Here is a 13535-nt window from a genome sequence, read left to right as displayed (position 1 = left end):
AAGCAGCGCACCTGAGCGATACGCCGTGCCAGCCGATCAGTGATCCTTGCCGTGCAACATGCTTTGCAACACCCCATCACGACGCACCCAGCCATGGAACAGCGCCGCTGCCAGGTGCGACAGAACGGTCAGAAACAGCACGTACGCCAGATACCCGTGGGCCGTACGCAGGAAGGCGAACAGCAGCGCATTCGCCGGCACAATCGAGGGTAACTGCCACGAACTGCCGAGCATCACCGGATCCCCTGCTGCCGAAATCATCGCCCAGCCCAGCAACGGCAGGATCAGCATCAACGCGTAAAGCAGCCCATGCGATACCTTGGCCGCCAATGCCTGCCAGCCCGGCAAGTCTGCCGGCAATGGCGGCTGGCGAGTCGAAAAGCGTACAAACAGACGCACAATCACCAACAGCAAAATCGCCACGCCCAACGGTTTGTGCAGGTGGATCAGCCATTCATGGCGCTCGGAGACTGACGCGACCATGCCGGTACCGATAAACAGCATGGCGATGATCATCACCGCCATCAGCCAATGCAGCAGCCGCGCCAGCGGAGTGAAATGATGAGGGTGCGCGCTCATTGTGGCGACTCCTGTTTGGCGGTGGGTAACTGCTCGACTTGAGCGGTTCGACGCAGGTAAGAACGGGCATAAGCTGCCGAACGTGCGGCCAGCAACGGGTCCTCGGAACCCTCGATACCGCTCGGCAAGACCAGCGGGTCGTAATTGATGTCGCGGCATTCGCCATCGTTTTGCGCCTGGGCACTTTCCAGCACCAGCGTCCCGGCGTTCAGGACCTTGCGCTCACCCAGCCAGGCCTTGCTGGCGTCGTTGATCGGGTCGGCAGCCGTTGCCAGCGTGATATTCAGCTGCCAACGCAACGGCCCGCTCTTCAAGCGCTGGAGCAGATCCTTTTCAAGAAAGTCCGCACCTTCGGGGGCACTGGCGCCGACCGCATCTCGCGCCACGGGGACCACGCTCCAGCGCACGGCCTGACGCTGACCCGCGGCGTTGACCAGATAAAAAGCGTTGATGCCATTGTAGGTCTCGGTCACGTAACTGGCCGATGGCTTGGCGCTCTTGATCCATTGCAGGAACGGCACGGTTTCCGGGTGTGTGGCAAAAAACGCCGGGACGCTCGCAGGATTGGGTTTGCCGGTGGCCGGATCGGGTGTCTGGGCCTGTTGTAGCTGATAAAAGGCTTCAGGCGTGCCCACCGGGAACACCGGCATGCTGTTCATTCCCGTGCGCCATTGCTGACCGTTGGCCTGCTTGAAGCGCAACGCCAGGCTGCGGATCGGCACGCTGCTGTCCGGTGCGTAGGGATTGCCGCTGGGCAACGCAAAACGCCCGACAACCGGCGTTCGCGCTGCGCTGAAGACCTGGGCGGTTGAATACGGGCGCGCCTCGCTGCTGCTTTCAAAATACCCGGCCACGCACACGCCCTTGGCGTGATTGCGCCGAAAGCCCGGGTGTACGCCATTGTTTTTCTCCAGCACGTCGACCAGCGCTTTTGGTGTCAGACGCTGTGGGTCAAACGTGCCATTGACGTAGGCAAAGGCCCCGGCCAGTGTGGCGACTACCGCGCCGATACCGGCCAGGCGCAAAGCCAGGCTCACGCGGCTCAAGGGAATTTTGTCAGGCCGTGGCGGCGGTGAACGATCAACCATGTGAACATCTCCAGGGCCGTGGGCCACCGGTGGAAAGGATCAATCAGACGAAGCCCGCAGAGGTTTATTCCACGGTCCGGTATTTATTTTTCCACTGCTGGAATAACCTCCACTGCCGGACGTCTTCCTGATCCGAAGCGTAATGACTAGCCAGCATTCCATGAACGATCTCGACGAACCGTTACGTGAACTCATCCCCAGGCTGCGGCGTTTTGCCGTGTCGCTGACGCGCAACCCCAGCAACGCTGACGATCTGGTGCAGTCGTGCCTGGAGCGGGCGCTGTCGGGATGGGGCGACAAACGCCCGGACGGCGATTTGCGCGCCTGGCTGTTTTCGATTCTGTATCGACAGTTTCTCGACGCCCATCGACGCTCAAGGCGCTACGCGCGAATGCTTGAGTTCTTCACCGGTCGCGACGAAGCCCAGCCCTCGGTCGAGCGCACGGTGTTGGCACAATCGACGCTGCAAGCCTTCGACAAACTGACCACCGAGCAACGCGCGCTGTTGCTCTGGGTCTCGGTGGAAGGCTTGAGTTACAAGGAGGTCGCCGAGATTCTCGACGTTCCTACCGGCACCGTGATGTCTCGCCTGTCCCGCGCTCGCCAGGCCTTGCGCCAGCTCAGCGACGGCGAAATCACCAGCCCTTCTTTGCGGATACTCAAATGATCAGCATGCCCCCAAGCGTCAGTGACCTGCACGCCTACGTCGACCATCAACTCGACGACGCGGACCGGCGACGGGTGGAAACGTACCTGGCGGCCAACCCGCACGTTGCCGAGCAGGTTCAGGCCTGGCAACAGGACGCCCAGCAACTGCGTGCAGCCTTGAGCGGCGCCTTGCAGCAACCGCCCAACCCGAACCTCGACCCCAGTGTGATTCGCCAACGTCTGAAACGACAGTCCCGCCGCCACTTGGCCAGCGCCGCCGTGTTGCTGATCGCGGTCAGCGTCGGTGGCCTGGGCGGCTGGCAAGCGCGGGAAATGACCATGGTGGGTGCAACCCTACCGATGACTGACGCACTGCAGGCGTACCGGATGTTCGCCCAGCAAGGCATCCTGCCGGCCGATTACACCGTCACCGATGACGGCGATATGCAGCGCTGGCTCGACCATTACTTCTCCCAGGCCAATCGCCTGCCGGACCTCGCCAACTCGGGGTTCAAACCGGTCAGCGGGCGGTTGTTGAGCACCGAGCAAGGTCCCGCAGCGATGGTGATGTACGAAGACCAGAGCGGCCGCAAGATCAGTTTCTACGTCCGTCCGCCAGGCCCGAAAAACTACCTGCTGCCACGCGGCAGTCGCAGCGACGGCGAGTTGCAGGCCGAGTACTGGTCGGGGCCCGGGTACAACTATGCGATGGTCAGCGAGGCCCGGGATCCGGCGACGCAGATGCTCAAGCAAGAGCTAAGGTTCTAATGCTCACATCGAATCAGGCTGACTGAACGGTGATTTCCAAAGGCAAAAAGCTGTACCAACCGCCTGTTTTGGTCGAACCACTCTGACTTTCATCGACACAGCTGGAAGGGAAACTCACCGGCTGGTTAAACTTGCACCGCCATCGCTCAGGGGGAGCAGGCATAACGACCACGGGGGGACAACACTTGGCTATCCCGCCAAACCGCTCACGACTCAAACCACGTTGGCCAACCCTGCGCAGGCTCCTTGGCAAGTCCCTGGTCGCTCCTGAAAACAATGGTGAAAGCGCTCAAATCATCCACAACTACTTTCGCCACAAGGCCCATGCTCAGGGCTACACCCTCAGCCACGGCCAGCAACGGGTGATTGAGTGCATGGCCCAGTTGGCGAACGCACTGCTGGCCAGACGCACCCCTGCGCAGACACCTCAAAGCCTCTACCTGCACGGTGCCGTCGGCCGTGGCAAGAGCTGGCTGCTCGATGGTTTTTTCCGGGCCTTGCCGGTGGCCGAAAAACACCGCCTGCACTTCCATGATTTTTTTGTGCAACTGCATCAGGGCATGTTTCGCCATCGAGCACACACCGATGCGCTGGCAAGCACCCTGGATGAACTGCTCAAAGACTGTCGGGTGCTGTGTTTCGACGAGTTTCACGTGCATGACATCGGCGACGCGATGCTCATCGCACACTTGTTCAAAGCGCTATTCCAGCGCGGCATCCTGCTGTTGGTCACGTCCAACTACCCGCCTCAGGGCTTGTTGCCGAATCCGCTCTACCATGCACGCTTCAAACCGGTCATCGACTTGATCCATGCACATATGCAGGTCATGGAAGTCGGCGGCCCTCATGATTATCGCAGTCAGGTGCAAAACCATACGCAGCAGGTATTCACCCAGGGTGAATACCGATGGCCAACCACGACCTCGCAACGTCAGGCCTTGAAACTGCCGCAACCGGACACTTCGGCCATCGTCCTGCCGGTTGGTACGCGCCAGCTACAGGCTCTGCATTGCGAGGACCGGACCATTGCCTTCACCTTCAACGAGCTGTGCGAACAACCCACGGCCGTGATGGATTACCTGGAACTGTGCCGACGCTTCGACACCTGGATCATCGAGGCACTGCCCGATCTGGCGGACTGCTCGATTGCGACCCAACAGCGCTTCATCAACCTGATCGACGTGCTCTACGACCAGGACAAGCGCCTGATCCTGCTCGGCGAACGGCCGCTGCGTGAACACCTGGGCGGTGACGCCATCGACCTGGCGCGTACCCGCAGTCGCCTGGGGCAGTTGGTGGACGTCGGGCCAGCGCTATAAAGCGTCCAGTGCAGCGGATTTTGCCGTTATCATGGCGGCGTTTTTTGTGGGCGACTTGCCGTTCTCTTCTCATTGGTTGGATGTGTTCATGCATACCCTTGCACAACTGCGGGCCGGCGCGCTTGCCGGGCTCAAACGTCTGGATCTGTCGTGCGGCCTGACCGAGTTTCCCCGGGAAATCTTCGACCTGGCAGACACCCTGGAGGTGCTCAACCTCAGTGGCAATGCCTTGAGCAGCTTGCCGGATGACCTGCATCGCCTGACACATCTGCGCGTACTGTTTTGCTCGGACAATCAGTTCCGCGAGCTGCCGACCTGCCTCGGCCAATGCGCACAACTGACGATGATCGGCTTCAAGGCCAATCGCCTTGAGCGAGTCCCGGCCGCCGCGCTGCCGCCGCTGCTGCGCTGGCTGATCCTGACCGACAACTGCATCAGCGAATTGCCGAGTGAATTGGGCAATCGACCACACCTGCAAAAGCTGATGCTGGCCGGCAACCACCTGCAAAGCCTGCCCGCAAGCTTGAGCCAGTGTCATCAGCTGGAACTGATCCGCATCGCCGCCAACCGCATGACCGAACTGCCGCAGTGGCTGCTGACATTGCCCGGGCTGGCCTGGCTGGCGTACGCCGGCAACCCGCTGGAAACCGAGGCCGATGCCGCCGCGCTCGAAGCCACGGCGAACATTCCCTGGTCGCAATTGCACCTGCAGCAGCAACTGGGCGAAGGCGCTTCCGGGGTGATTCATCAGGCCGTGTGGGAGCAACCGTCGCAGCCTGAGCGCAAGGTTGCGGTGAAACTCTACAAGGGGCACATGACCAGCGACGGCTCACCGCTGCATGAAATGAATGCCTGCATCACCGCCGGTATTCATCCCAACCTGATCAAGGTCGAGGGGCGGATTGTCGGGCATCCGCAGGCGCAGGCCGGCCTGGTCATGCACCTGATCGAGCCGAGCTATCGCAATCTGGCGGCGTTGCCGAGCCTGGCGTCTTGCAGCCGTGATGTGTACGCAGAGGACACGCGCTTCAGTGCAGCGGTGGCGCTGCGGATCGCCAGCGGCATTGCCTCGGCGGCCGCGCATCTGCATCAACAGGGCATCACCCACGGCGACCTGTACGGCCACAACACGTTGTGGAATGAGCACGGCGATTGCCTATTGGGCGACTTCGGCGCGGCGTCCTTCCATGCCACGTCTGACACGCTTGAAACGCGCGCGCTGCAACGCATCGAAGTGCGGGCCTTCGGGATTCTGTTGGGTGAGTTGCTGGAGCGGATCGACTCGGGCTTGAGCGTTGAACGCCGCGAGCGCTTGATGGATTTCTACGCCGCCGAGCGGGAGCAAGCTCCCTCGCCACAGGTCAGGTCACAAATCGACAGTGGGTTTAACCCGCCAACCCGACAAACATGTCCTGCACGTCGTCATGGTTATCGAGGCCTTCGAGGAAAGCTTCGACTTCTTCCATTTGTGCATCGGTCAGGCCGCTGACCGGGTTCTTCGGTTTGTAGCCGAGCTTCGCCGACAATACCGTGAAACCCTGCTCAGGCAAGGCTTTCTGAACGGAGTCCAGATCGGTGGCTTCGGTGATAAACAGCGTCGCGCCGTCTTCGCCCGGCTCGAAATCCTGTGCGCCGGCTTCAATAGCAGCCATTTCCGGATCGGCATCCGGGGTGTCCGGGGACGCCTCGATCATACCCACGTGGTCGAAATCCCAGGCCACGGAACCGGAAGCCCCCAGCTGGCCTTTACGGAACGCTACGCGGATTTCTGCCACGGTACGGTTGATGTTGTCAGTCACGCATTCAACGATCAGCGGCACCTGATGCGGGGCGAAGCCTTCGTAGGTCACGCGGTGATACTGCACGGTTTCGCCGAGCTGGCCCGAGCCTTTCTTGATTGCACGCTCCAGGGTTTCACGCGGCATCGAGGCTTTTTTCGCCTGTTCGACCACCAGGCGCAGGTGCGCGTTGGTGCTGACATCAGCGCCGTTACGTGCAGCAATGGTGATTTCCTTCACCAGTTTGCCGAAGATCTTGCCCTTGGCGTTGGCTGCCGCTTCTTTGTGTTTAACCTTCCACTGTGCGCCCATTACTCACTCTCTTGATCTGTGGCGCCGAGACATCTATTGGCCGACGCTTTGTGCAAGTTTATACGGCAAAAAGTTGGCAATCGACCAAAAAGTGTTGTGAGCGATCGACATCTTCACAACCTGTTGTAGGGCTTTTCTGAAAAGCAGGTTTACGGTGACTATTGAGCGCCAGTGTTTCGTAACCTCTGTGCCCCGTACTTCATGGCAGAAGAGAGTTTGATGCACATCGACATGGAAAGTCCCTTCATCCTGACGCTCACCGAGCTCGCCTTGAGTTTTCAGGTCCGACAGTTCAGCGGCCGCGAAGCCCTCAACCAGGTCTATCGATTCGACATCGAAATGCGCAGCCCACAGCCCGCAATGAATCTGGACCTACTGCTGCATCAACCCGCATTCCTCAGCCTGAGCCCCGCCTCCGGCATCCACGGCATCATCCACAGCGCCGGTTTGCAGTTCTGCGGCGCGCAGCAGATCGGCTACAGCCTGAACCTCGCCCCCCGCCTGCTTACACTTGAGCAACAGCACCGTCGAAGGGTATTCCAACAGCTGAGCGTGCCGGAAATCTTGCGCCAGTTGCTGGCCGAGCATCGACTGCCGCCCGACAGCTATCGTTTCGAGCTGCCAAACGGTGAATACCCGCCGCGCCCGTTTTGCCTCCAGTACGACGAAACCGACCTGAACCTGCTGCAACGGCTGTGCGAAGAGGAAGGCATCCACTATCACTTCGAGCATCAACACGACCGGCACGTGCTGGTGTTCGCCGATGACAGCGACAGCTTTGCGCAGCGACCGGTCGAAAGCGTTTTTCACCCCTCCGCACGGGAGGCCGAACAGCCGCGGATCAGCCGGCTCTTTCAATGCCATAGCCGGCCGACCACAGGGCCGCAAACCACCTTTGCACAGCACGCCAACGCTGACCCCGCATCCACCGCACCTGACGCCTGCGCCAACCAGACCTACCTCGCCAACCTGCCCCCAACAGGTCGAATCGACCCGGTGCAAGCCCGTCGCAACCAGCTCGGCCGCCGCGAACTCGAGCGTCTGCGCAGCCTGCATCGTCTGGTTCAGGGCCACAGTACACTGCCCGAACTGCTCAGCGGACGGCTGCTGCAAGTCAGCGGGCATCCGGTCCCGGCGTTCAACGATCAATGGTTATTAAGCGAAGTACTGCACCAGGGCGAAACGCCTGGCGTGGACAAGGTGTTGTCCGAGGCAACGGGTTATCGCAATCAATTCAAGGCAATTCCCTGGTCGACCGCGTTCCGCCCGGCCCTCAAACAGTCCAGACCGCGTATCAGCGGTTACCAGATGGCTAAGGTCCTCGGCCCGGCAGGAATGCCGCCGCACCTCGACGAACACGGGCGAATCAACATCTGCCTGTGGCCTGATGCGCAATCCGACAGGCAAGGCTCCTCAGGCATCTGGTTGCCAATTGCCCATACGGGGACGGGACGCCCAACCTTGCCACCGGCCGGCAGCGAGGTGCTCGTGAGTTTCCTCGACGGTGATCCTGATCGACCAGTGCTTTGCACGGGTTTCGCTGACGCACAAGCGCGCGAACCGCAGCCGGTGGTAGCGGCTGAACAGAAGGTGTCGCCGACAGGCTGGAGCGGCGAGATCTATTTGTTCGAACGGCCTCCCGCTACCACCGAACGCCTGGCCGACACCACGTGGTACATCGTGCGCATGCCGCGTCCCGGGCTCAAGGATCTGGGGAGCCTCAACCGTGACGATGTGCTGATGAGCGGAAAAAGCCAGGCACTGGGCAACCTGTCGCTGACGATAGAACAGAAGCAGCGCCTGGCCAGCGAGTTCGCTCGTACTCCCGAACAACTCTGCCTGCTGTATCCGGGGCAATGCGTGGCGCTGGCCGATTATTTCCAGCAATACTGGAACAGCGAACAACGCCTGAGCTTCATCGACAGCGCCAACCCCGCCAGCGCCCAGCGCCAACCGCGAGAAGCGCGTCTGCTGTTCGACTGGCTGGTGAACGGCCCGGGCGCTACTTCCTAGGGTGGGGTGCATGATCGCCGCCCCTGAGATGTCCCCCCCATGTAGCAGCTGGCGAAGCCTGCGTTCGGCTGCGCAGCGGCCGTAGAATCAGACAGTGCGGTCCTTCAGACCAACCGCGATAACAGGATTTACGACTGCTGCGCAGCCGAACGCAGCCTTCGGCAGCTGCTACGAGGTACCCGGTGCGAGGTCGAAAAACGCCTGAATCAGCCGAAGGTCCCGCCGCCGCTCCATGCAACCGATCATGTGCCGGTTGACCAGTCCCTCGCCAATTATCGGCACTGCCCGTACGCGCGGGTCGGGGCTGACTTCCACCGAAGACACCACGCCCACCCCCAACTCGGCCGCCACCGCCTCGGTGACAGCTTCACGGCTGTCCAGCTCCAGCAGCACCCGAGGATTGACCCTGACCTGAGCACAAGCCTCATCGAACGTGCGACGGGTGATCGAACTTGGCTCACGCAACACCATGATCACCTGGTCCAGTTGCTTGAGCGCGATACCTTCGTGCAGCGCCGACCACGGGTGCGCCGCCGGCACCAGCGCGCAGATCCGCGACTCATTCAAGGCTTGCAAGTACAAACCTTTGCGCGGCTCGACCTCGGTCAGCACCGCCACGTCGGCGTGCTCGGACAACAACGCCGCGAGGGTTTCCTGAGCATTACCCAGCCGCAAATTCACGGTGATCCCCGGATACCGCGCACGCAGGCTGGCGAGCATCGGCATGACCAGGTGCGGACCGTCCGCCGCCACTTCCAAACGACCGGTCAACAGTTGCCGATTGGCCTCAAGCATCACTTGCGCCTCTTCGGCCAGGCCGAACATCGCCCGGGTAATCGCCGCCAGTTTGGTGCCCTCCTCCGTCAACTCAACCCGCCGCGCGGTGCGCCGCAGCAAGGTGATCTGATAGTGCTCCTCCAGCGCCTTGATATGCCCGGTGACCGCCGGTTGGCTGATGAACAGACGGGCAGCAGCCCGGGTAAAGCTGCCTTCGCGGGCCACTGCATCAAATGCACGGAGTTGGAACAGGTTCATAGCTATCGGCCTTACTGATGACTGGCATAACAACAAACAATTTGATTGATGTAACGGCAAATTGCAATTTATCTCCCGCAGCTTGATCCCACTGATTGCGAGAACACCCGAATGAGTACTGCCGAACCCATCCTGCTCACCCCCGGCCCATTGACCACCTCGCAGCGCACCCGTCAGGCGATGATGGTGGACCGGGGTTCCTGGGATGAACGCTTCAACCAATTGACCGCCAGCCTCTGCGAACAACTGCTGGCGATCATCAACGGTGCCGACAACCACCACTGCGTGCCGTTGCAGGGCAGCGGCACCTTCGCCGTCGAAGCGGCCATCGGCACTCTGGTGCCCCGCGACGGCAAAGTGCTGGTGTTGATCAACGGCGCTTACGGCAAACGCCTGGCGCAAATCTGCGAAGTGCTCGGTCGTTCCTTCAGTACGTTCGAAACCGCCGAAGACCAACCGACCACCGCCGCCGACGTCGACCGCCTGCTACACGCCGACAGCAGTATTACCCACGTGGCGCTGATCCACTGCGAAACCAGCACCGGGATTCTTAACCCGCTACCGGAAATCGCCCATGTCATCGCCCAACACGGCAAACGTCTGATCATCGACGCCATGAGTTCTTTCGGTGCACTGCCGATCGACGCTCAAAAAGTACCGTTCGACGCACTGATCGCCGCCTCGGGCAAATGCCTGGAAGGCGTACCGGGGATGGGTTTCGTCTTCGGCAACAAGTCCGCCCTGGAGAATGCCGCCGGCAATTCCCACTCACTGGCGATGGACCTGTTCGACCAACACGCCTACATGGCCAAGACCGGCCAATGGCGCTTCACCCCGCCGACCCACGTGGTCGCGGCGCTGCACGAAGCGTTGCTGCAATACAACGAAGAAGGCGGCCTACCGGCGCGGCATCAGCGTTATGCGAACAACTGCCGGGTGCTGCTTGATGAAATGGCCAAACTCGGTTTGCGCAGCTTTCTGCCAGCCGCGGTCCAGGCGCCGATCATCGTCACCTTCCATGCGCCGAAAGATCCGCGCTACCAGTTCAAAGCGTTCTACGAACGTGTGAAGGCCAAGGGGTTCATCCTCTACCCGGGCAAGCTGACCCAGGTCGAAACCTTCCGCGTCGGCTGCATCGGCCACGTCAATCAGGCCGAGATGCGTGCGGCAGTGGCGACGATCGGCGAGGTGCTGCGCGAAATGGAAGTACTCGATACCTGACTTCCCCCCCTCCCGTAGCAGCTGCCGAGCCTGCGAGGCTGCGTTCGGCTGCGAAGCAGTCGTTAACTCTTGCGACTCGGTTCATCTGAAACACCGAGGTGGATGGTTTTACGACTGCTTCGCAGCCGAACGCAGCCTCGCAGGCTCGGCAGCTGCTACGGGGCGAGTCATGGCTTTGCTTATCATTCTCCCAATTACAGGATTTGAGACATGAACTACAACAACCCGACTCAGCTGCAAGCCGCCATCCTCGACTGGGCAGGCACCGTGGTCGACTTCGGCTCTTTTGCGCCGACCCGGATCTTCGTCGAAGCCTTTGCCGAATTCGATGTCCAGGTGTCCATCAAAGAAGCCCGCGGACCGATGGGCATGGGCAAGTGGGACCACATTCGGGCCCTCTGCGATCAGCCGGAAGTAGCCGAGCGCTATCGCCAGGTTTTCGGTCGTACACCGAGCGACGATGACGTGACCGCCATCTACAAGCGCTTCATGCCGCTGCAAATCGAAAAAGTCGCCGAGCACTCGGCACTGATCCCGGGTGCCCTGGAAACCATCGCCAACCTGCGCCAGCAAGGGATAAAAATCGGCTCGTGCTCCGGTTACCCGAAGCAAGTCATGGACAAAGTCGTTGAACTGGCCGCCACCAACGGCTATGTGGCTGACCATGTAGTCGCCACCGACGAAGTGCCGAATGGCCGCCCATGGCCGGCTCAAGCCCTGGCCAACGTGATCGCGCTGGGCATTGACGATGTCGCCGCCTGCGTCAAGATCGACGATACCGTGCCGGGTATTCTCGAAGGTCGCCGTGCCGGCATGTGGACTGTCGCGCTGATCTGCTCGGGCAATGCTCTGGGCCTGACCTACGACAGCTATCGCGCGCTGGGCAGCGACGAACTGGCCAGCGAACGCAAGCGTATTCACGCCCTGTTCGAAGGTTCGCGCCCGCATTACATGATCGACACCATCACCGACCTGCCGGAAGCGATCGCCGACATCAACAAGCGCCTGGCCAACGGTGAGATGCCGCAAAGCAGCTGATTACCGCGTCAATTGCAGAAAGAAGCGCCAGTCCCTGAACCGGGGCTGGCTTTTTTTTGTCCATTTGTCTGGCGCAGAGCGCTCGATAAGGTACGAAGCCTGATCTGACTCAGGCAAATCCGCGCAAACAGGATTACAGTTAACCCACTCCGTCACACAAGAACGGAGGCTTCAGACCTGATAAACGAGGAAAAACCGTATGCCCTGGAAGAATTCCGAATCACGCTACAGCACCGTATCAATCATGCTGCACTGGTTGATGCTGGTACTGTTGGCGCTGGTTTACGCGAGTATCGAACTGCGAGGGATGTTTCCCAGGGGCAGTGGCGGCCGAGCCCTGATCACGGAAACGCACTACATGATCGGTCTGACCGTGTTCGCACTGGTCTGGTTACGGCTGTTCGCCCGCAGCCTGGGACGCGCTCCGCAAATCTTCCCGGCATCGCCCCCATGGCAAACCGTGCTTGCCCGGCTGATGCACTGGGCGCTGTATATGTTCATGATTGCCACGCCGATTCTCGGTTGGCTGGTCACCAGCGCCAACGGTCATCAGGTGATGTTCTACGGCATCGACCTGCCGTTGCTGATCGGGGAAGACAAAGCACTGGCCAAGCAGATCAAGGGCTGGCATGAGCTGGCCGGCACCCTCGGCTATTGGCTGATCGGCCTGCATGCCGTGGCTGGGCTGTATCACCATTACGTGGTACGTGATAACACCCTGCTGCGAATGATGCCCAAGCGCGTCAGCCCTGACTGATAGACGTCAAACCCCGGCGGCCCTGCAAGCCGCCGGTGTGCACGAAAATCAAGCGTGTGCCAGAGGTAAAAAAACCGCCATCGACCTGTTGCTTGAGTGCCCATAGCGCTTTACCGGTGTACAGCGGCTCCAGCGGGGTACCGCTGGCCTGCTCGCAGCGTTCGATAAATTCCAGCAACGGCGGGTCGACTTTGGCGAAACCGCCGCGACTGCCGTCGAACAGCTCATATCCCCCGTCCGGCAAGCCGCATTCACCGAGAATTGCCTCGACCTGCTGTGCTACCCCATGATCATCGGGAACCGCCAGCACGCCATACACCGGATGCCTCCCCTCCTCGGCCAGTACCAGCCCGGCCAGCGTGGTGCCCGTTCCGCAGGCCAGCCACCAGCCGTCATGGTCATTCCAGCCTAACGCCTTCAACTGTTCGCCGACCTGAGTCAGTAACTGCCCGCAACCACGCGCACCGAGCAGACCGCCACCGCCTTCGGGGACCGGATGCAGGTGTGGGTATTGCGCTTGCCATGGCTGCCAGAAACCCGGTTCGTGGCGTGCGCGATAACCACCGTAACCCAACCAGTGCAGTTGCATGCCAAAGGCCTGTAAATCCACCACGGTCGGGGTGTCTTGCGGATGCCCGCGCAGCAGGCCGACGGTAGGAAAACCAAAACGTTTACCGGCTGCCGCCAGCGCATGCAGATGATTGGACCAGGCACCGCCCAGGCTGATCACACCTTCGGCACCAGCCTCGCGGGCCACCCTTAGATGATCAATGAGCTTGAACCACTTGTTGCCGGAAATCAGCGGGTCGATCCGGTCCAGACGCAGGATTGCCACCTCGATGCCAGCGGTGGCGAGCCAGTCGAGTTGAAGACGCTCAAGCGGGGCATGGGGGAGCCAGTCGCTGGGAGGAGAAAGCATTGATGCCGGCTCTTTGGGAAAGAGCCGGCATCTTAGCAGCAGACAGAACGCCATCGCAGG

At 60.9% G+C, this 13535-nt stretch carries 13 protein-coding genes; 8 read left to right on the top strand and 5 right to left on the bottom strand.

Annotation, left to right across the window (positions count from 1 at the left end; translation table 11 throughout):
* Positions 1-36 precede the first annotated feature (36 nt).
* On the bottom strand, positions 37-579 hold the full coding sequence (locus AC1DHT_RS19820; RefSeq protein ID WP_427545327.1) for a cytochrome b: 543 nt from the start codon (positions 577-579) through the stop codon (positions 37-39).
* On the bottom strand, positions 576-1667 hold the full coding sequence (locus AC1DHT_RS19815) for a catalase family peroxidase (RefSeq protein ID WP_427545325.1): 1092 nt from the start codon (positions 1665-1667) through the stop codon (positions 576-578). The genes AC1DHT_RS19820 and AC1DHT_RS19815 overlap by 4 nt, the downstream gene beginning before the upstream one ends.
* A 160-nt stretch (positions 1668-1827) precedes the next feature.
* Here AC1DHT_RS19815 and AC1DHT_RS19810 point away from each other — a divergent pair, with 160 nt between their 5' ends.
* The 4 genes from AC1DHT_RS19810 (at position 1828) to AC1DHT_RS19795 (ending at position 5891) form a co-directional block, all read left to right on the top strand.
* Complete coding sequence (locus AC1DHT_RS19810; protein WP_103316169.1) at positions 1828-2334, top strand: RNA polymerase sigma factor; 507 nt, start codon at positions 1828-1830, stop codon at positions 2332-2334.
* Positions 2331-3083, top strand: coding sequence for an anti-sigma factor family protein (locus AC1DHT_RS19805; protein ID WP_427545323.1), 753 nt, complete (start codon positions 2331-2333; stop codon positions 3081-3083). The genes AC1DHT_RS19810 and AC1DHT_RS19805 overlap by 4 nt, the downstream gene beginning before the upstream one ends.
* A gap of 185 nt (positions 3084-3268) precedes the next feature.
* Positions 3269-4402, top strand: coding sequence for a cell division protein ZapE (gene zapE, locus AC1DHT_RS19800; RefSeq protein WP_427545322.1), 1134 nt, complete (start codon positions 3269-3271; stop codon positions 4400-4402).
* An 88-nt stretch (positions 4403-4490) separates the two neighbouring features.
* Positions 4491-5891, top strand: coding sequence for a leucine-rich repeat-containing protein kinase family protein (locus AC1DHT_RS19795; protein WP_477761436.1), 1401 nt, complete (start codon positions 4491-4493; stop codon positions 5889-5891).
* On the opposite strand, the gene AC1DHT_RS19790 is transcribed toward AC1DHT_RS19795, so the two are convergent.
* Entirely contained in the window at positions 5788-6492 is a 705-nt protein-coding gene (locus tag AC1DHT_RS19790; RefSeq protein WP_347927353.1) for a YebC/PmpR family DNA-binding transcriptional regulator, read from the bottom strand. The two genes, AC1DHT_RS19795 and AC1DHT_RS19790, sit on opposite strands and share 104 nt — an antisense overlap.
* A 171-nt stretch (positions 6493-6663) precedes the next feature.
* Between AC1DHT_RS19790 and AC1DHT_RS19785 the strand changes: the two genes are divergently transcribed.
* On the top strand, positions 6664-8505 hold the full coding sequence (locus AC1DHT_RS19785; RefSeq protein ID WP_427545320.1) for a type VI secretion system Vgr family protein: 1842 nt from the start codon (positions 6664-6666) through the stop codon (positions 8503-8505).
* 168 nt (positions 8506-8673) lie between these two features.
* On the opposite strand, the gene AC1DHT_RS19780 is transcribed toward AC1DHT_RS19785, so the two are convergent.
* Positions 8674-9540, bottom strand: a complete 867-nt coding sequence (locus AC1DHT_RS19780; RefSeq protein WP_427545318.1) for a LysR substrate-binding domain-containing protein — start codon at positions 9538-9540, stop codon at positions 8674-8676.
* Between the two features lie 111 nt (positions 9541-9651).
* Between AC1DHT_RS19780 and AC1DHT_RS19775 the strand changes: the two genes are divergently transcribed.
* The 3 genes from AC1DHT_RS19775 (at position 9652) to AC1DHT_RS19765 (ending at position 12556) form a co-directional block, all read left to right on the top strand.
* A complete protein-coding gene (locus AC1DHT_RS19775; RefSeq protein ID WP_427545316.1) occupies positions 9652-10761 on the top strand; it encodes a 2-aminoethylphosphonate--pyruvate transaminase in 1110 nt (369 codons plus the stop codon).
* A 210-nt stretch (positions 10762-10971) separates the two neighbouring features.
* A complete protein-coding gene (gene phnX, locus AC1DHT_RS19770; RefSeq protein ID WP_427545314.1) occupies positions 10972-11799 on the top strand; it encodes a phosphonoacetaldehyde hydrolase in 828 nt (275 codons plus the stop codon).
* Positions 11800-11998: 199 nt separating this feature from the next.
* A complete protein-coding gene (locus AC1DHT_RS19765; RefSeq protein ID WP_427545312.1) occupies positions 11999-12556 on the top strand; it encodes a cytochrome b in 558 nt (185 codons plus the stop codon).
* Here AC1DHT_RS19765 and AC1DHT_RS19760 read toward each other — a convergent pair.
* Positions 12543-13475: a 1-aminocyclopropane-1-carboxylate deaminase/D-cysteine desulfhydrase gene (locus tag AC1DHT_RS19760; RefSeq protein ID WP_427545310.1), complete on the bottom strand. Its 933-nt coding sequence runs from the start codon at positions 13473-13475 to the stop codon at positions 12543-12545. The two genes, AC1DHT_RS19765 and AC1DHT_RS19760, sit on opposite strands and share 14 nt — an antisense overlap.
* Between the last annotated feature and the right edge of the window lie 60 nt (positions 13476-13535).

The sequence above is a fragment of the Pseudomonas sp. 05N432 genome, from assembly GCF_056396945.1.
Note: the sequence above shows the minus strand (reverse complement) of the source record. Positions and strands in the feature narration are given on the sequence as shown.